18 protein-coding genes and 3 tRNA genes are annotated in these 18,716 nt (G+C 52.2%); 6 read left to right on the forward strand and 15 right to left on the reverse strand.

From position 1 onward, the window contains the following. Positions 1–9 precede the first annotated feature (9 nt). A complete protein-coding gene (locus tag AAGQ96_RS09035) occupies positions 10–1,038 on the forward strand; it encodes a L,D-transpeptidase family protein (RefSeq protein ID WP_342755309.1) in 1,029 nt (342 codons plus the stop codon). 115 nt (positions 1,039–1,153) lie between these two features. Here AAGQ96_RS09035 and AAGQ96_RS09040 read toward each other — a convergent pair whose 3' ends face one another. From AAGQ96_RS09040 to AAGQ96_RS09065, 6 genes are all read right to left on the reverse strand, one after another. After that, positions 1,154–1,390, reverse strand: a complete 237-nt coding sequence (locus tag AAGQ96_RS09040) for a major outer membrane lipoprotein (RefSeq protein WP_016169824.1) — start codon at positions 1,388–1,390, stop codon at positions 1,154–1,156. A 304-nt stretch (positions 1,391–1,694) separates the two neighbouring features. Continuing rightward, the gene (pykF, locus tag AAGQ96_RS09045) at positions 1,695–3,107 is read right to left on the reverse strand and encodes a pyruvate kinase PykF (protein WP_147197309.1); all 1,413 of its coding nucleotides are present in this window, start codon (positions 3,105–3,107) and stop codon (positions 1,695–1,697) included. Positions 3,108–3,617: 510 nt separating this feature from the next. Further along, positions 3,618–3,694, reverse strand: a tRNA-Val gene (locus AAGQ96_RS09050). A 4-nt stretch (positions 3,695–3,698) separates the two neighbouring features. Next, positions 3,699–3,775: transfer RNA gene (locus AAGQ96_RS09055), tRNA-Val, on the reverse strand. A 4-nt stretch (positions 3,776–3,779) separates the two neighbouring features. Continuing rightward, a tRNA-Val gene (locus AAGQ96_RS09060) sits at positions 3,780–3,856 on the reverse strand. A gap of 146 nt (positions 3,857–4,002) precedes the next feature. Beyond that, on the reverse strand, positions 4,003–5,376 hold the full coding sequence (locus AAGQ96_RS09065; RefSeq protein WP_147197311.1) for an MATE family efflux transporter: 1,374 nt from the start codon (positions 5,374–5,376) through the stop codon (positions 4,003–4,005). A 233-nt stretch (positions 5,377–5,609) separates the two neighbouring features. Here AAGQ96_RS09065 and AAGQ96_RS09070 point away from each other — a divergent pair, with 233 nt between their 5' ends. Beyond that, positions 5,610–6,266, forward strand: a complete 657-nt coding sequence (locus AAGQ96_RS09070; protein WP_342755310.1) for a riboflavin synthase subunit alpha — start codon at positions 5,610–5,612, stop codon at positions 6,264–6,266. A gap of 63 nt (positions 6,267–6,329) precedes the next feature. Here AAGQ96_RS09070 and cfa read toward each other — a convergent pair whose 3' ends face one another. Together cfa and punC are read right to left on the reverse strand one after the other, a co-directional pair. Next, the gene (gene cfa / locus AAGQ96_RS09075; protein WP_147197315.1) at positions 6,330–7,478 is read right to left on the reverse strand and encodes a cyclopropane fatty acyl phospholipid synthase; all 1,149 of its coding nucleotides are present in this window, start codon (positions 7,476–7,478) and stop codon (positions 6,330–6,332) included. 297 nt (positions 7,479–7,775) lie between these two features. Beyond that, positions 7,776–8,966: a purine nucleoside transporter PunC gene (punC, locus tag AAGQ96_RS09080; RefSeq protein ID WP_342755311.1), complete on the reverse strand. Its 1,191-nt coding sequence runs from the start codon at positions 8,964–8,966 to the stop codon at positions 7,776–7,778. 111 nt (positions 8,967–9,077) lie between these two features. Here punC and punR point away from each other — a divergent pair, with 111 nt between their 5' ends. Continuing rightward, positions 9,078–9,986: a DNA-binding transcriptional activator PunR gene (punR, locus tag AAGQ96_RS09085; protein ID WP_342755312.1), complete on the forward strand. Its 909-nt coding sequence runs from the start codon at positions 9,078–9,080 to the stop codon at positions 9,984–9,986. A 61-nt stretch (positions 9,987–10,047) separates the two neighbouring features. Here the strand turns inward: punR and purR are convergent, their stop codons facing one another. Together purR and AAGQ96_RS09095 are read right to left on the reverse strand one after the other, a co-directional pair. Continuing rightward, positions 10,048–11,073, reverse strand: coding sequence for an HTH-type transcriptional repressor PurR (purR, locus tag AAGQ96_RS09090; RefSeq protein WP_147197321.1), 1,026 nt, complete (start codon positions 11,071–11,073; stop codon positions 10,048–10,050). A 294-nt stretch (positions 11,074–11,367) separates the two neighbouring features. Continuing rightward, on the reverse strand, positions 11,368–12,150 hold the full coding sequence (locus tag AAGQ96_RS09095; RefSeq protein WP_147200582.1) for a C40 family peptidase: 783 nt from the start codon (positions 12,148–12,150) through the stop codon (positions 11,368–11,370). Between the two features lie 356 nt (positions 12,151–12,506). Here AAGQ96_RS09095 and AAGQ96_RS09100 point away from each other — a divergent pair, with 356 nt between their 5' ends. After that, the gene (locus tag AAGQ96_RS09100; protein WP_147197323.1) at positions 12,507–12,845 is read left to right on the forward strand and encodes a Grx4 family monothiol glutaredoxin; all 339 of its coding nucleotides are present in this window, start codon (positions 12,507–12,509) and stop codon (positions 12,843–12,845) included. Positions 12,846–12,900: 55 nt separating this feature from the next. Here AAGQ96_RS09100 and rnt read toward each other — a convergent pair whose 3' ends face one another. The 5 genes from rnt to eptA all read right to left on the reverse strand — a co-directional run bounded on the left by rnt (position 12,901) and on the right by eptA (position 17,602). Then, positions 12,901–13,542, reverse strand: coding sequence for a ribonuclease T (rnt, locus tag AAGQ96_RS09105; RefSeq protein ID WP_147197325.1), 642 nt, complete (start codon positions 13,540–13,542; stop codon positions 12,901–12,903). A 102-nt stretch (positions 13,543–13,644) separates the two neighbouring features. Further along, the gene (gloA, locus tag AAGQ96_RS09110; RefSeq protein ID WP_147197328.1) at positions 13,645–14,052 is read right to left on the reverse strand and encodes a lactoylglutathione lyase; all 408 of its coding nucleotides are present in this window, start codon (positions 14,050–14,052) and stop codon (positions 13,645–13,647) included. A 132-nt stretch (positions 14,053–14,184) separates the two neighbouring features. Further along, positions 14,185–15,288: an alkene reductase gene (locus AAGQ96_RS09115; RefSeq protein WP_147197330.1), complete on the reverse strand. Its 1,104-nt coding sequence runs from the start codon at positions 15,286–15,288 to the stop codon at positions 14,185–14,187. 42 nt (positions 15,289–15,330) lie between these two features. After that, positions 15,331–15,924, reverse strand: a complete 594-nt coding sequence (locus AAGQ96_RS09120) for a TetR/AcrR family transcriptional regulator (RefSeq protein WP_342755313.1) — start codon at positions 15,922–15,924, stop codon at positions 15,331–15,333. 46 nt (positions 15,925–15,970) lie between these two features. Continuing rightward, entirely contained in the window at positions 15,971–17,602 is a 1,632-nt protein-coding gene (eptA, locus tag AAGQ96_RS09125; RefSeq protein ID WP_342755314.1) for a phosphoethanolamine transferase EptA, read from the reverse strand. Between the two features lie 223 nt (positions 17,603–17,825). On the opposite strand from eptA, the gene AAGQ96_RS09130 reads away from it, so the two are divergent. Next, positions 17,826–18,065 carry a DUF1289 domain-containing protein gene (locus AAGQ96_RS09130; RefSeq protein ID WP_147197335.1) on the forward strand — a complete coding sequence of 80 codons (240 nt, stop codon included), beginning with the start codon at positions 17,826–17,828 and terminating at the stop codon, positions 18,063–18,065. Positions 18,066–18,155: 90 nt separating this feature from the next. After that, positions 18,156–18,674 carry a superoxide dismutase family protein gene (gene sodC / locus AAGQ96_RS09135; RefSeq protein ID WP_147197337.1) on the forward strand — a complete coding sequence of 173 codons (519 nt, stop codon included), beginning with the start codon at positions 18,156–18,158 and terminating at the stop codon, positions 18,672–18,674. The last annotated feature ends 42 nt before the right edge of the window (positions 18,675–18,716 follow it).

The following is an 18,716-nucleotide window of genomic DNA, read 5'->3' on the forward strand; positions in this document are numbered from 1 at the left end:
GAAATTAGCATGAAAATTTGCCTCACTTTGTCATTACTGCTGACCGCTTTCCTGTTTGCGCACCCTGCCAGCGCAACAGAATATCCTTTACCTGCTGCTGACAGCCGCCTGATCGGTGAAAACACCACCTACACCGTCCCCAACGACGGCCGCTCGCTGGAAGCCGTCGCCGCCCATTATAAAATTGGCCTGCTGGGCATGCTTGAAGCGAACCCCGGCACCGATCCCTGGCTGCCGAAAGCCGGCTCACGGCTGACCATTCCGGGCCAGATGTTGCTGCCTGATACCAAACGTGAAGGCATCGTCGTTAATCTTGCGGAGCTGCGGCTTTATTACTATCCGCCGAATGAAAACAAAGTGGTGGTCTATCCCATCGGCATTGGTCAGTTAGGCGCGAATACGCCGCCAATGATTACCCGCATCAGCCAGAAAATACCTCATCCCAGCTGGACGCCAACACCCAATATTCGTAAGCGCTATGCGCTTGAGGGGAAAACGCTACCTGTGACTATTCCGGCAGGGCCGGATAACCCCATGGGGCTCTTTGCGCTGCGCCTGGCTTACGGTAAGGGGCACTATCTGATCCATGGAACAAATGCGGATTTTGGCATTGGCATGCGCGTCAGTTCCGGCTGCATTCGTCTGCGGCCTGAAGATATAGAGGCGCTATTCAACAGCGTGCCTCAGGGCACTCGCGTGCAGATTATTAATCAGCCGGTAAAATATGCCGTGGAACCCGATGGTAAACGTTATATCGAGGTGCATCAGCCGCTTTCCCATACGGAGCAAGACGATCCTCAAACCATGCCGATTACGATGACGATAAATGCCAAAAAATTTGCCCGCAGCGCGCAAAGTGACGATGCGGTGATCAAAGAAGCGATTGCAAGACGTTCAGGTATGCCCGTGTTGTTGAACACAGGGGATACCATTGATAGCGAGACGGAGATGCCCGCTACGATGCAGCAAACGCATTCTGACAAGGGTTCAGCAAAAAAGGCTACCGTGACTCAGGTTCAGTCACAAAGCGCACAGTAAGAGGTATAGCTCGTTTTGCTGCGGAGAGGTGAGGAGAGAAGGGCCAGGGAAAGTGTTGCAAAAACAGGGCAAAAAAAATGGCGCACATTGTGCGCCATTTTTAAAACCAGAACTCTTACTTACGGTAAGAGTGAGCCTGGTTGTCCAGACGCTGGTTAGCGCGAGCTGCGTCGTCTTTAGCAGCCTGAACGTCAGAACGGATTGCGTTCACGTCGTTGCTCAGCTGGTCAACTTTCGCGTTCAGAGTCTGAACATCGGTAGACAGCTGGTCGATTTTAGCGTTGCTTGAGCAACCAGCCAGCAGAGTTGAACCCAGAATTACCGCGCCCAGTACCAGTTTAGTACGATTCATTATTTATACCCTCTAGATTGAGTTAATCTCCATGTAGCGTTACAAGTATTACACAAAGTTTTTTCTAATGAGAATAAATTTTTAGTGAGAACGTGCTTAAATTAGCTCGTTCGCTCAAAGAAGCACCGTCTTTCCAGAATTGTCTAAAAAATTTAGCGAAAACAGGCTATTTTAATCGGAGCGATCGACGCTTAACGGTAAGTTGGATAGATAATTTCGATTGAAATTTTTCGAGAGCGTGTTAACAAAATTGTAAAAAAAGCGCCTCTCAGGGCGCTTTTATCATGCAAGGCGTAATCTTTGATTACAGCACGTGTACAGAGGCAGTATTGGTGGTTCCACTTGGCACCAGGGCGCCGGAAACCATCACCACAACCTCACCCTTCAGGCCATAGCCGCTGGCGAGCGCTGCTTCTTTACCAATGCGGTAGAAATCGTCCGTAGAGGCGATCTCTTTAACCACAGAAGTAATGATGCCTTTACTGAGGATCAGCTGACGAGCCGTTTGCTCATTCGTTGTCAGTGCCAGGATCGTTGCGTTAGGGAAATATTTACGCACGGACTTGGCTGACTTACCACCCTCGGTTGCGACCACAATCAGCGGCGCTTCCAGTTTCTCAGCGGTTTCTACCGCACCGCGACAAACCGCCTCGGTAATACGCATTTTGCGGTTGTCATGCTGAGAATCGATACGGCTCTTCATCACGCGATCGGTACGTTCGCAGATGGTTGCCATGATAGTGACCGATTCCAGCGGGTATTTACCTTTGGCACTTTCACCAGACAGCATAACCGCATCAGTCCCATCCAGGATGGCGTTCGCCACGTCACCGGCTTCAGCGCGGGTAGGGCGTGGGTTTTTGATCATGGAATCGAGCATCTGGGTGGCGGTGATCACCACTTTGCGTGCACGGTTACATTTTTTGATCATCATTTTCTGGGCGAAGATCACTTCTTCAACCGGGATTTCTACGCCCAGATCGCCACGCGCTACCATGATGCCGTCAGAAGCATCAAGGATTTCGTCGAAGTTATTCAGGCCTTCCTGGTTTTCGATCTTGGAGATGATCTGGATGTGCTCGCCGCCGTGCTGCTTCAGGTGCTCACGAATTTCCAGCACGTCAGAACGTTTACGGATGAAAGAAGCCGCAACGAAATCAACGCCCTGCTCGCAGCCGAAGATCAAATCACGCTTGTCTTTCTCGGCCAGTGCAGGCAGCTGAATGGAAACGCCTGGCAGGTTAACGCCTTTGTTTTCACCCAGATCGCCGTTGTTTAACACCTTACAGATAACGGTGTTTTCAGTAACTTCAGTCACTTCCATACCGATCAAACCGTCATCTACCAGCACGGTATTACCGATTTTCAGGTCAGACGTTAAGCCAGCATAAGTCACTGCTACGCGCTCAGCATTACCAATCACTGACTGATCGGTAGTGAAGGTGAAGGTCTGGCCCGCTTTCAGCGAGGCATCAGCGCCGCCTTCCAGCTTCATGGTACGGATTTCCGGACCTTTCGTGTCCAGCAGAATAGCCGCCTGCTTACCGGTTCTATTCATTACCGCACGGAGGTTAGCGATACGCTTGCCGTGTTCTTCATAATCGCCGTGGGAAAAGTTCAGACGCATGACGTTCATGCCCGCGTCCAGCAGGTTGGTCAACATTTCTTCCGATTCGGTTTTTGGACCGATAGTACAAACAATCTTGGTCTTTTTCATGACGAGTCATCTGTTAAGTTGTGATGGATGAAAAAATCGAGATCCCGGTGGTTGGTGTTGCGCGCCGGAAAAGCATGGGTGCCAGAGCGGCGAACTGCGATACAGCTTAAGGATAGGTGACAGTAAAAGAGCGTGCAGGGGAAGTTTCAAGGCGGTTGAGCCACAGACGCGGTCAGGCGTTGCGCAGGATGCTATCGTTTTTGCTAAAAGGCCAACCATACGCTGAAACCATTCAAGTGAAACAATGTTTCGTATTATAGCGGTTCAAACAGGTGAAAACCAATTAAAAAGCGGACAAAGGCAAGGGAAAGGTTGTACCAGATCAGGTTGTTGCGTGAAAAATCCCTTTTGCGCTGCGGCGGCAAACGGTGACTGAGCGAGCCAGCACAGCTTTTCTGATTGCTTAATATTTATACAAAGACGGGAAGGGAAACGTTATGCCATAAAGCCGGTGTCAATATGCTGAAGTGGGAGAAGAGCGAAATGGAAAGGAGAGAAGCAGTACAGAGATGGTGCGTTCTAGAGGACTCGAACCTCCGACCCCCACCATGTCAAGGTGGTGCTCTAACCAACTGAGCTAAGAACGCGTTTTGGTGCGTCCGAGTGGACTCGAACCACCGACCCCCACCATGTCAAGGTGGTGCTCTAACCAACTGAGCTACGGACGCACTGTGGTGCGTTCTAGAGGACTCGAACCTCCGACCCCCACCATGTCAAGGTGGTGCTCTAACCAACTGAGCTAAGAACGCATCATGCCGTCTGGGTGACAGCGGGACGAATATTAACGACAGCCCAGGCACCTTGCAAGCGGAAATCCGTTTTTTTCAGCACGACTGCTGCGCAACTGTGCGAAGCGCAGCAAAATTAGCCATGGATGCCGTAAATCTTCGCAAAATTAGCGAGCTGCATGAGCCAGAATCACTGCCGCCGGCTGGCGCTGTAAACGTCGGATACGCCAGATCATCATCACCGCAGAAGAGGTCAGGCCGATAATGAACCCCGTCCAGAACCCTGCCGGTCCCATTTTCGGCACCACCCAATCGGTTAAGGCAAGGATGTAGCCGCTCGGCAGGCCCAGCACCCAGTAAGCAACAAAGGTAATAAAGAAAATGGAACGGGTATCTTTATAGCCGCGCAAAATACCGCTGCCAATCACCTGTATCGCATCTGAAAACTGGTACACGGCGGCTAAAAACATCAGCTGCGCTGCCAGCGCCACGACGGCGGGATTATCGTTATAGAGCAGAGCGATTTGCTCCCGGAAAGTGATAGTGAACAGCGCGGTCAGCACCGATAACCCCATTCCGACGCCTTGCGCAGTCCATGCTGCGACACGAGCCGCCTCTGTCGAACCCTGTCCCAGCCGAAAGCCAACACGGATCGTCGTCGCAACGCCAAGCGACAGCGGTATCACAAACATCAGCGAACTGAAGTTCAGGGCGATCTGATGGCCTGCAACGTCAACAATTCCCATCGGCGAGACCAGCAGCGCCACAACGGCAAACAGCGTCACTTCAAAAAACAGCGCAAGCGCAACGGGCAGCCCTAGCTTGAACAGGCGCCACAGCACTTTAGTATCAGGTTTGCTGAACCGATCTGTCAGGCGAATATCCCGCATTGAACCGGCGCGCATTACCCACCATTTCATCGCAACAAACATGACCCAGTAAACGGAGGCGGTAGCCACGCCGCAGCCCACGCCACCCAGGGCGGGCATGCCAAAATGGCCGTAAATAAAAACATAGTTAACCGGAATATTCACCAGCAGGCCGAGAAAGCCAATTACCATACCCGGCTTGGTGCGCGACAGGCCTTCACATTGATTTCGGGCAACCTGGAAGAACAGATAACCGGGCGCACCCCATAGCAGCGCACGCAGATATCTCACGGCTTTGTCCGCCAGTGCGGGATCGATATCGTGCATGGCGTGGATCATAAACCCGGCATTATAGAGTACCAGCATAACGAAAAATGCTGAGAATGCCGCCAGCCAGTAGGCCTGACGAACCTGAAAAGCAATGCGGTCGCGTCGGCCCGACCCGTTGTATTGGGCAACAACCGGGGTCAGTGAAAGCAACAAACCGTGGCCGAACAGAATAGCGGGAAGCCAGATGGAGGTTCCTACAGCGACGGCGGCCATATCCGTGGCGCTAACCGCGCCGGCCATAATAGTATCGACAAAACCCATAGCGGTTTGCGCAACCTGCGCAATAATCACCGGGAGTGCCAGCGCTAATAATTGACGCGCCTCAGTCAGGTACTTCTGCACGTATACACCTATATTATTGTAAGACTGAACAAGGAGGCACTGATGACAAAAATGCGCTTGAGGCAAAATGACAGCAGGGCAGGCGATACAGTGTAATGTTCATGGCGTAATTAGCCAATCGTCGACATGGAGAATAGCTCTTTCCGTCACGTTAAAATGCGGTTCGGCGTTTGGTTTTATCCCAAAGCCAGGGCAAACTAGGGCAGCGAAAAAATATTACTGAGGCCACAACTATGTTTACCGGTATTGTGCAGGGCACCGCCGAGGTGCTGGCAATTGAAGAAAAACCGAATTTTCGGACGCACATCATCAGCCTGCCAGACGAGATGCTGCCCGGTCTGGAACTGGGCGCTTCAGTGGCTCACAACGGATGCTGTCTGACGGTGACAGAAGTTAACGGGAATCGGGTCAGTTTCGATCTGGTCAAAGAGACGCTGCGTATTACTAATCTTGGCGACCTGCGTGCAGGCGATAAAATTAACGTTGAGCGTGCGGCGAAATTTAGTGATGAAATTGGCGGGCATTTAATGTCCGGTCATATTATGACCACGGCCGAAATCAGTAAAATTATTACGTCGGAAAATAATCGCGAAATCTGGTTTAAACCGCAGGATCCTTTGCAGATGAAATATATCCTGCATAAAGGTTTTATTGGTATTGATGGTATCAGCCTGACCGTCGGCGAAGTCACCAGGAGTAAATTCTGTGTCCATCTTATTCCTGAAACGCTGGCGAGAACCACGTTGGGCAGCAAGCGTCTGGGCGACAGAGTGAATATTGAAATCGATCCGCACACGCAGGCGATTGTAGAAACCGTAGAACGCGTCCTCGCGCAGCGTGAAGCCGCATTGCTGGCTGCTGCGGTAGAAGCCACATCACCTCAGCAGTAAATCTCAGGCAGGCGTGGTAACGAAAAAGGTCGGCAAATCGCCGACCTTTTTAACGGTTAACCGCTAGCGCGGAACGCGCAAACCGCCTTCGGAACCGTGTGTAAATACTACCTGCCAGAGCTGCATATGCCGCGCGCGAAAGGCACCAGCACAAGCGTTAAGATAGTAGGTGAACATGCGGTAAAAGCGCTCGCCATATTTTGCAGACAGCTGCGGCCAGGCCGCAAGAAAACGCTCGTGCCAGGCCATCAGCGTGACGTCATAGTCCGGTCCGAAATTGTGCCAGTCCTCCATCACGAAATGACCTTCGTGAGCAGCTGCAATATGACGCACAGAAGGCAGAAAACCGTTCGGGAAAATGTATTTATCCATCCAGGGATCGACATTATCGGCGGTCAGGTTTGAGCCGATGGTGTGCAGCAGGAAAATCCCGTCGGGTTTCAGATTGCGGTCAACCACGTCGAAATAGGTGGCGTAATTCTTTGGCCCGACGTGTTCAAACATGCCGACGGAAACAATCCGGTCAAACTGCTGATTCAAATCACGGTAATCCTGTAAAAGAATCGTGACGTCGAGACCTTCACCACGCTGTTGCGCCAGCTTCTGCTGCTCGGCAGAAATCGTGACGCCAGTGACTTTGACGCTATAGTGCTTCGCAGCATAGGCAGCGAGTCCGCCCCAGCCACAGCCGATATCAAGTAACGTCATGCCTGGCGAGAGCTGCAATTTTTCGCAGATTAATTTGAGTTTGGCTTCCTGCGCCTGTTCCAGCGTTTGCGCTTCTTTCCAGTAACCACAGGAATACTGCATATAAGGATCGAGCATCAGCGTGAACAAGTCGTTACCCAAATCGTAATGCTCTTTACCTACAATCCAGGCCCGTTTGCGTGACTGGAGATTAGTCAGGCGGGCGGCAGCGATACGCAGCGTATCTTTAAAATGATGAGGGAGTTGTTCGTCAAGTTTGGCTTCAAGCACCCGGTGAAAAAACATATCCAGCCGTTCGCATTGCCACCAGCCATCCATATAACTTTCACCCAGCCCCAGCGAGCCTTCCTGCAGGACACGCTTAAAAAAATCGGGGTGAGTGACCTGAATATCCCACGGGTGAGTACCATTGATTTCAACACCGGCTTTCTGCAGCATCTCCTGCACGATGCGGTACCACTGATTTTCTTCCAGGCTCACTTCTTCTATACACGATGAACTCATAGCCTCTCCATCACTTAGGGTGATTGAAACCTAAGAAAAGAATAGTCAACTTCTCAAGGTTTGTGAGAAAACGCACAGTATTTGCTGTACGACAGATTTCTTGTGCTTCAGAGGATTGAAAAGAAACCTGCAGAGTGGGCGATAGGCACCCGTGAAGAAAGGACAATCGGACGACCCTGTCAGGACTCAAAATGATACTGAATTGTTATATTTTATTGCCTGAAAATGAGTATATGCTCACGCCAGGCAATATTCAATATCATATTGTTAGGGTGCTAACTAAATACTTTCAGCGGCTTAACTTTCGCCGTGGGCGCTGGAGAAAGTCGTTTTTACCGTCCGGGCACGCTGTAACAAATAGCCTGCGCCTGCCAGAATAACCGTTGACAGCATCACCAGCGAGGTGGTGAACAACGGTGTGGTAATCAGCGTAGACACAATCAGGCTTGCAACAAAACATAACCCCAGTTGTAACGTATTTTGCAGCGCTGCTGCTTTGCCGCTGGCCTGAGGAAACGGCAGTAGCGCATTTGAAACCACAACCGGATAGATAGCACCGTTCGCCAGTGCCATGCCGCAAAACGGCAGCAGCAATGCGTAAGTGGAAGGCTCTTCAACCTGAGCGGCGATAAAAAACGCGCCCACGCTCAGCGCATATATCGCCAGCAGCCAGGGCAGCAGCGACGCACCCTCGGTATGTTTCAACAGCGTGCGGCAGCCATAGCCGCCAACCAGAAACGCCAGCGTCTGCGGAACATAGCTCAGGCCGATATCGCCCGGCGTCATGCCCAGTTCGGCGAGGATGAACGGCGAGCCGGTTAGCCAGGCAAAAAAGCTGGCGGAACAGGCGGCATAAATCAGGACGTTTCCGCTCCACACAGGCGACTTAAGCAGAGTGAAAAACCCGATTTTAGCTGCCGCCTTGTCGTCAGCTTTTGGCCTGGCGGGAGAGAGGAAAGCCGTAGCGACTAACAGCACGCAGGCGATCAGCATCAATACCAGAAAAATAGCGCGCCAGGAAAAATGGTTCAGCAGCCAGGCACCTAATAGCGGGGCCAGCGCCGGGGAGAGCGCAACCAGCGGCATGATGGAAGCAAAAACGCGGTTTGCAGCGGATGCCGGATAGCGATCGACAACCAGGGCCTGCCAGGTAACAGCCGCTGCACAAATGCCTACGGCTTGCAAAAAGCGTAATACCAGCAGCACGGTAGCGGATTCAACCCACCACATCGCCAGGCAGCTTACGGCGAAAAGCGACAATCCCATCAGCAGCACAGGTTTACGGCCAATTCGGTCTGAAAGCGGGCCCCAGATAAGCTGTGCCAGCGCAAAACCCGCCAAAAATATGCTCAGGCTGGCACTAATTGCACCCGGCTGAATTTGCAGGTCTTGCTGCATTGCACCAAACGCGGGTAAGTACATATCGGTCGCGAGAAAACCTGCCACGCTCAGCAGCGCCAGGTAAATAATAAATCCTTTCGAAGGCATTTTTTGCTCTGTATCCGTTATTACCAAAGAGGCAGGAGTCTAATTGAGTGCCAAAGGGGTTGTGAAACGGTATTATTTGTTTCTTACGTTCAAAAATATTGCAGGCAGAAAATGTGGTCTGAACATTCACTTGAAGTGGTCGATGCGGTTGCGCGAACCGGCAGCTTTACGGCCGCCGCGGCTGAGCTGCACCGTGTTCCGTCGGCTATCAGCTATACCATCCGTCAGCTGGAAGAGTGGCTGGCGGTTCCGCTGTTTGAAAGACGACACCGTGATGTCGCCCTAACCGATGCGGGTAGGGTATTTATTCAGGAAGGTCGTCTTGTCATCAAAAAAATGCTTGCCACTCGCCGCCAGTGCCAGCAGGTCGCTAACGGCTGGCGTGGTCAGCTGAATATTGCTGTCGATCGCATTGTTAAAGCCGAGCGAACCCGTCAGCTGGTGGTCGATTTTTATCGCCACTTTCCCGATATGGAGCTGCATCTTGCGCATGAGGTTTTTAACGGCGTCTGGGATGCGCTGGCAGATGGTCGGGTAGACGTGGCCATTGGCGCTACCCAGGCGATACCCGTTGGCGGTCGCTTTGCGTTTCGCAATATGGGCGCGTTGAACTGGCGATGTGTGGTACAGGCCGCGCATCCGCTTGCGCAACGGCTGGAACACGTCAGCGAGGACGCGATTCGCGAATGGCCTTCGCTGGTGCTGGAAGATACCTCAAGGGCGCTACCCAAAAGGACGACCTGGACGCTGGATAACCAGCGACGGCTGGTGGTGCCGGACTGGCAGAGTGCGTTTGACTGTTTGCTGGCGGGACTGTGTGTTGGCATGGTGCCGGGCCATCTGGCTCAGCCTTTGTTGCGCAACGGCACGCTACGCGAAATTACCCTGGATCCTGCTTTTCCTGACAGCCCCTGCTGCGTCAGCTGGTCGGAACAACAGGCATCACCGGCGCTGAGCTGGCTGCTGGACTATCTCGGCGAAACGGAAACGCTGAACAGCGAATGGTTGCGGGAAGAGTAAGCGGGCGGAGTGAGAATGAAACGCCGGTTATCTGCATTAAAGCAGATAACCGGCTAAAATCTTAGCGACGGTAATCCATAAACGGGCCGTCAGCGACCGAGCGACGCTCGATCAGCGTTGGATGAACCTCGATGGTCTGGGGCTCTTCGCGCTTGCTGGTGATGCGGTCAAGCAGCATATTGAATGCGGTTGCACCCAGTCGCTCTTTAGGCTGATGCACGGTGGTTAGCGCAGGCGCAAAGTAGCGTGAGTTGCGCACGTTGTCATAACCGATCACCGAAATATCCTGCGGGACACGCAGTCCCATCTCATCTGCTGCGCAAATTGCGCCCATAGCCATAATATCGCCGCCGCAGAATACGGCGGTAGGACGCTGCTTTTGCGCAAGAATTTGCTGCATCGCGCGATAGCCGGATTCCGGCTCGAAATCGCCCTGGACCAGCCACTCCTCACGCAGGGTGATGCCCGCTTCTGCCAGCGCTTTCAGAAAACCGGCATGGCGGCCGCCGCCGGTGTTGCGCTCCAGCTGGCCTGGAATGGCACCAATATCGCGATGGCCCCGGTCAATCAGATAGCGCCCAGCCAGATAGCCGCCTTCAAACGCGTTGTCCAGCACGGTGTCGGTAAAATCACCCCGTGATTCGCCCCAGTCCATCACCACCATAGGGATATTACGATGATCTTCCAGCATCTGAATCAGCTCATCGGGATATTCCGAGCACATCACCAGCAGGCCATCGACGCGTTTCTGCGCCATCATTGACAAGTAGGCCTGCTGTTTTTGCAAATCGTTATGCGCATTACCCAGGATCAGGGTATAGCCTTTGGCAAAACAGCTGTTTTCCACCGCTTCAATAATTTCGGCAAAATAGGGCGCTTCGCTGGACGTGGCAAGCAGGCCAATCGTCCGGGTATTGTTCACCTTCAGGCTACGGGCCACGGCGCTGGGGGAATAGTGCAATGCTTTGATTGCAGCCCAGACGGCTTCTCGTGTCTCTTCAGCGACGAAGCGGGTTTTATTGATGACGTGGGACACGGTGGTGGTGGAGACACCGGCGCGTTTAGCCACATCTTTAATGGTTGCCATGAAATAGCTACTCCTGCGCCTATCGCAACTTGCTGATAAGCATCTTGTTAAACGTTTGCCTGGTAACAAAGAAACCTGACGTTGGTTGGCGTTTTTTTTGTGGTCCGGATACGTCAGGAAGGAAAAAAAGGCGGTAAAAGCCTGCCGCGGAGCCCGATAAAATCTGGCCTCCTGGCGTGTTGCGCAACAAAAAAAAGGATTCTAACAAGGCTGGGGCGAGAAAACGAGATTTTTACGGCCCGACGGGGAAAATCTTTGCCTGTGTTAATGCTTTGTATAACCCGTCGGGCTCGGTTAGCGAATGGTTTTCGGCGTCATTACCCGACGAGCGCCAACGTAGTGACGCTGCCAGTAATCTTCGCTCAAGGCGGTAACCTGAATATCTTTGCCGGTACGCGGTGACTGAATAAATTTGCCATTCCCCAGGTAAACACCAACATGATCGGCGGTTCCGCGTCCGTTAATCTGGAAGAACACCAGATCGCCTTTCTCCAGCTCATCGCGTTTGATCGACGCCGCGTCACGCAGATGGAACATCTCATTAGCGGTGCGTGGAATTTTAAATTTCACCAAATCTTTATAGGCATACCAGACCAGACCGCTACAGTCGAAGCCGGTTTTAGGCGACGTCCCCCCCCACTGGTAAGGTTTGCCGAGCTGGCCCATGAGTTTGCTCATCGCGGTTTCGCGCGCTTTCTGATAGCGAACGCGGTGCGCTTTACTGAGCTTAAGGGGCGCTGTAGCAGAATTTTCCGTCAGCGATTCAGCCGCTTCCGGGTGGCGTGAGTGACGGCCATAGCGTTTTTTAGGCGGAAGCGCAGCGGTCTGAACGGTTTTCTTTTTAAATTTATACTTCTTCAGGATGGGCGTGCGAGCTTTTTTAGCGGTGACTTCTTTGACTTTTTTCGTGCCGGTTGATTTTACCGGGCGGCGTTTGCGACGATCGTCTTCACGTGCCGCCGTGTTGCTGTCCACTTTATGGTGGCTGGCATTGACGGGAGCATGGGGCGATGCGTGTGCCATATTCAGGAACAGTTGCGCAAAGGCCAGCATGATAAGCGTAATGAGTGAACGCATCGTTACCATTAACAGTTTGTGCTCCCGCCAGCGGCCAGAGCCTGGATAATTAGGGATATCTGCGCCAGGGCAGACAGCTCGGACAATTCTAATCGAACTCATTACCAAAGGGTTAGGCTTTTTTGTTTCAATAATACATAACACGTAAAAGCTGTAAAAATTAGCCGAATCAGCTGCTTATCTGCGCAGTTTCGCGCGGTTTTTTTCTAAAGTCAGCACACCAGATGGCTGGGAAATGGTATTTTAACGCAGGCCATCGCCTTGTTAGCTGTAAAACCCTGCTGAAAATGACGTTTTCATCAACGGGCCAGACTCGCTACAATTAACAGACATGTAGTTCTTAAAGGAAGCCATTTATGAGTACGATTGAAAAAATTGAGCGCCAGATAGCAGAAAACCCGATTCTGCTGTACATGAAAGGTTCACCAAAACTGCCAAGCTGCGGCTTCTCCGCACAGGCCGTTCAGGCGCTTTCTGCCTGTGGCGAGCGTTTTGCTTACGTGGATATCCTGCAAAATCCTGAAATTCGCGCCGAGCTACCGAAATACGCTAACTGGCCAACCTTCCCGCAGCTGTGGGTTGATGGCGAACTGGTTGGCGGCTGCGACATCATCATCGAAATGTATCAGCGTGGCGAACTGCAGCAGCTGATCAAAGAAACCGCGCAAAAGCATCCTTCTGACGCGGCTGAATAAGTTCATCAGTAAAGAAAAGGGCGGGAAATTGCTTTCCCGCCCTTTTTTATGTCAGTTATTCGGCCTGTGGCAACGGCCAGCCGCCAAGGCGTTTCCAACGGTTAACCAGCTCGCAAAACAGATCGGCCGTCTGCACCGTATCGTACAGGGCTGAATGCGCCTGAGCGCTGTCAAAAGGCATACCGGCTGCGGTACAGGCTTTTGCCAGCACCGTCTGTCCCAGTACCAATCCGCTTAGCGCGGCGGTATCAAAGGTGACGAAAGGATGGAACGGGTTACGTTTCAGCGCGGCACGCTCCGCTGCTGCGTTCATAAAGTTCAGATCGAAAGTGGCATTGTGCGCCACCATGATTGCGCGGTTACATCCCTGATCTTTAATCCCTTTACGTACCAGTTTAAAAATAGCGTGTAGGGCTTCGTATTCGCTGACTGCACCACGCAACGGATTCGACGGGTCAATACCGTTAAACGCCAGCGCTTCAGGTTGCAGAACGGAACCTTCGAACGGCTCGACGTGGAAATGCAGCGTTTCGTCTTTCTCCAGCCAGCCATCGCTGTCCATTTTTAGCGTAACGGCGGCGACTTCCAGCAATGCATTGGTTTTGGCGTCGAAACCGGCGGTTTCCACATCAATGACTACCGGATAAAAACCGCGAAAACGGCTGCTGAGGGCGTTCAGTTGGTTCGATTCAGACATCAGGATCTCACAGGGGAAAAATTGCAGCGCGTATTATGGCAAATTTCACGGCGGGATGCAGCAGAGGAAGGAAGAAGGGCGCCATAATGGCGCCCCGAAAGATTAAGCGCCCAGGCCGTGACCCGCGTGCTTGTTCTCAATCAGTTCGATTTTGTAGCCATCCGGATCTTCCACGAAGGCGATAATCGTGGTGCCGCCTTTAACCGGGCCCGCTTCACGAGTGACGTTGCCGCCATCCTTACGAATGCGTTCGCAGGTCGCTGCGACGTCATCCACGCCCAGTGCGACATGGCCGTAAGCGTTGCCCAGGTCATACTTCTCAGTGCCCCAGTTGTAGGTCAGTTCAATGACCGCGCCTTCGCTTTCTTCGGTATAACCAACAAACGCCAGCGTATATTTGTATTCAGCATTTTCGCTGGTACGCAGCAGGCGCATACCTAAAACTTTGGTATAAAAATCAAGGGAGCGTTGCAGATCGCCAACGCGCAGCATGGTGTGAAGTAAGCGCATAACATCCTCTTTAAAAAAACGTTATCATCCGATAACTAAGAAACAAGTATAGCGATGAAATCGCCCGGACGATAATCACGCCGGGAAATCTCATCGGGTGCAGCGAGCCGCTCAGCGCTGGCCCGCTGACGTTCAGTCGGCCAGTGACGGATAGTCGGTATACCCTTCCGCATCGCCGCCATAGAACAAGGCAGGGCGCTGCTCATTCAGCGGGGCTGCCTGTTGCAGGCGTTCAACCAGATCCGGGTTAGCAATATAGTCGCGGCCAAAGGCAACGGCATCAATCAGCCCTTTTTCGATCAAATCTTCGGCTTTCTCCGCCGTATAACCGCCAGCACCAACAATCACGCCAGGGTAAGCATGGCGGATAGCTTTACGGAAAGCCTCGCTGTAAGGCTTGCCGCCAGCCCAGTCTGGTTCCGAGATATGCAGATAAGCCAGCCTGCGTTTCGCCAGCTCAGCAATAAAGTACAGCGCGGCGGCTTCCTGATCTTCACCATTGTCCAGACCATTGAACGGGCCCAATGGCGAAATACGGATGCCAACGCGGTCTGCGCTCCAGCCGTCAATCGCGGCATCCACTACTTCGAGCGCAAAGCGGGTACGATTTTCAACGCTGCCGCCGTAAGCGTCGGTGCGCTGATTAGACGCGGGTGACAGGAACTGATGGATCAGATAGCCGTGAGCGGAATGCAGCTCAACCAGGTCGAAATCGGCTTCGCGAGCATTAATGACTGCCTGACGGAAATCATTAATCACGCCCGGGATCTCATTGAGTTCCAGCGCGCGAGGTGTAGAGGTCGCTTCACGAATGGCCTGGCCTTTTTCATCACGCAATGACGTGCGGGTTTCAGCGTTAATGGCAGAAGCGGAAACCGGAGCCTGACCTTCTGGCTGTACGCTGGTGTGAGAAATTCTGCCGGTGTGCCACAGCTGTACCGCACTGTGTCCGCCATCTGCATGGATACCCGCATTAATCGCTTTCCAGGCCGCAATTTGTTCGGACGTGTGCAGCCCAGGCGCACCAGCATAACCTTTAGCCTGGAAAGAGATTTGGGTGGCTTCAGTGATAATCAGCCCGGCACTGGCGCGCTGGCGATAGTACTCGCCCATCAGGGGCGTAGGGATATCGCCTGGCTCAATGCTGCGCAGACGCGTTAAGGGCGCCATAAATACACGGTTAGGCACGGTGATCGCGCCGGTTTTCAACGGGGTAAAAAGCTTATTCAGTTTCATTGTTACTCCTGGTAGACCGGTCGACTAGTAACGAGCGTTTTTTTAGAGCGGCGCTGGCAGCATCTGATTAATTTGCTGCCAGGCGTTTTCCAGCGGCCTGACGTCGCGAGAAATTTTACTCAGCAGGCTGGCACCAAGCCACAGCATATAAATGTTTTGTGCAACATCTTCTGCATTACTGACCCGCTGCAATGTTTGCTGCTGCTGCGCTTTCTGTAGCGCAGAGGTCAGTGTGGCAATTATCGCCTTAGACCCGGCATCCAGCGCAATGCGCATGGGTTCAGAGAGATCGCAAACCTCGGCAGAAAGCTTAACCGACAGGCAGCCGGCAAAGCTGCTTTCCTGACAGAACGTCTGCAACGACTGATGATAATAGTCGAGAACACGCTGACGCTGATCGCCCTGATGGTCGTCAAGGTAGCCGCGCAGCTGCTGATGATAATGCGCAAAATAACGCTCCAGCATGGCAACGCCAAACGCCTCTTTTGACGCGAAATAGTGATAAAACGATCCCTTCGGCACGCCCGCGACCTTCAGCAGCTCAATCAAACCCATGGCATGAAAGCCGCGCTGAACGCAGAGCTGTTCGCCAGTGGTCAGAATATGTTCGCGAGTATCAAAACGGGTCGTCTTCATGGCAGGTAGCGTAACAGACCAATCGGTCTGTTACAAATCCACCGATTCAGGACTGGCACGAACGGATCATATCAAGTGAAGGCTGATACACCGTCGTTTGCACGTTCATCATGCCCAATAAGGTATGAAAAACATTGTCTTGTGAAACATCTGAGCTGAGCGCTTCCTGCTGTAAGCACTGCTCTTTTATGCCATATGTCCGCAGATAATCGGGCGACAGCCAGAGTAACAAAGGAATATGGGTTTGCTGGGAGGGGGCAAAAACATAAGGGGCGCCATGCAGATACATGCCATGTTCTCCCAACGATTCACCGTGGTCAGAGAGATAAATTAGCGCCACGTTGTACTTCTCACTGTAAGACTTCAGCAGACCGATTGTCTCACTCAGCATCGAGTCGGTATAAAGAATCGAATTATCATAGGTATTAACCAGCGCCTGATGATCGCAATCCTGAATTTGATTACTGTCGCAGGTCGGCGTGAACTGGCGCATCGTCGCGGGATAACGGCGGAAGTAGGCCGGGCCGTGGCTGCCCATTTGATGCAAAACGATCACCGTATCGTCTTTAATGCTGTCGATATAGTGATTGAGCCGGTAAAGCAAAACGTCATCCAGACAGGATTCATCCTGACACAGGGTGTTAAGCTGCCATTTGGTCATATCGGTATGGGGAACGCGATTGCAGGTGCCTTTGCAGCCGCCATCGTTTTCACGCCAGAGCACATTGATGCCAGCATGGGCCATCACATCCAGCACGCCTTCCTGATGGTGGGCAAGATTGGCGTCGTAATGCTCACGTGGCATATTGGAAAACATGCAGGGCACGGAGATGGCGGTTTCCGTACCGCAGGAGGTGGCATTGCGATAATATATGACGCCCTCCTGCTTGAGTTTTGGATTGGTTTCCCGCGCATAGCCGCCGAGCGAAAAATTTTCTGCGCGTGCCGTTTCGCCCAACACAAAAACCACCAGGGTCTTTTTCTTTTCGGCGCTAATCAGCGGGCCTTTTTGCGCATCCTCACCGATTTTAACCAGCGTCTGATTCCCGGCAAACCAGCGATTATCCGCATAATGACCTATGCCGCTAAGCACGTTAGCGGGCGTCACCATTTTTACCAGGCCTTTATTGTTGCGCACCAGTGACGCGTATTCTTTATAGAATAATGCGGCGACAAGCAAGATAACCAATATGGAAACCAGCGCGGTTATAGCGCGAAAGGCGATATTCATCCACCAGGGATAACGGGTTTTTATCTTTACCAGTAATATCGCCAGGGCGGGTATTATGCCTGCGGCCATTAGCCAAATGACGTAACGCAGACTGAACAATGCGGCCGCTTCCTGCATGTCGGTCTCAAACACGTTCTGAATCATATTCGTGTCGATAACCGTGCCAAAACTGTAGATAAAATAGTTTGCTGCCGCGCTGGCTATTACCAGCACCATCAGCAGGGGCTTACGTATCCATGGCAGGGCAGCCACGCTGAAAATAAATAAAAAGGCGCTGAACAATACCAGCGGGATCGTAGCAGCGAACAAATAGTCCCGCAGTTTCTGGTAGGGAATCGTTTCCCAGGCATGAAAGAGGAAAACGGCATTAAGAATAAAGGTAAAGAAAAAAGCCATTAAGAGGTTAAAGGTGTTTTCGTTACAGTGTAACTTTCTCAGCAGGTTCATGGCAGCCCAGTCACGGAAGATTCTTCGATCAGCATAGCGGTATTACATTAACTAAACCTTAATAATTGCTAAACAATGATCAGATCCATTATAAAATTTATAACTCTGTTATTGGGTTCACAAACGAGACGCTTGCTGGCGTGGACGACTTGCGTCACGATTAACTTGCCGGAAACGCGCAGAGGAACTTGAATAGAAGGGCGTTCACTAACCGGGAGCCGACGTGGCCGAACAATTAGAATTTTTTCCCGTACCCAGTCCCTGTCGGGGTATTTGTCAGGCTGACGAACGAGGCTACTGCCGTGGGTGCATGCGCAGCCGGGAAGAGCGCTTTAACTGGATGGCATTTAGCGATACGCAAAAGCGCGAGATACTGCGTTTATGTCGGTTACGCTATCAACGATTGCAGCGCATCCATAAACCTGAATCGCCGGCCGATCCTGAACAGCCGTCACTTTTCTGAAAATTTTACTTATCTTTATGCGCTTTTTTTCAGGCGTTTTCCGGAATTCTGTTCAGACTTAAAGCTCTTAAAGACTGTTGAGGAAAGCGTATGAAACGCATTAATTTACTGGTGTTATCTCTCGGGCTGTGCGGGCTGGCGCATGCCGCCAGCGAAAAAGTAGAGATCAAGCTGGCTACCGAAAAAGGAGCCGGAGAGAGCATTGGCTTTGTCACCATTGATGAAACACCTTACGGCCTGAGTTTTACGCCCCAGCTGAAAGCGCTACCGCCGGGCATTCACGGCTTTCACGTTCATGCTAACGGGAGCTGCGAGCCGAAAACAACGGACGGTAAAGTGGTTGCCGCTGGCGCAGCGGGCGGACATCTTGACCCGGAAAAAACCGGGAAGCACCTGGGGCCCTGGCAACCCGGCCATTTAGGCGATTTACCGGCACTGTTTGTTACGGATGACGGCACCTCAACGTATCCTGTTCTCGCACCCCGCCTTAAAAAACTGTCGGAAGTAAAAGGTAAAGCGTTGATGGTGCACGTGGGTGGCGATAACCATTCCGATCATCCTCAACCGTTGGGCGGCGGAGGCGGAAGATTTGCCTGTGGCGTTATCTGAATAACGGCTGCACAACATTTTTTTCGCTAAAAGAAGCGAAAA

This window comes from Pantoea sp. MBD-2R, from assembly GCF_039134845.1.
Taxonomy (GTDB): Bacteria; Pseudomonadota; Gammaproteobacteria; order Enterobacterales; family Enterobacteriaceae; genus Erwinia.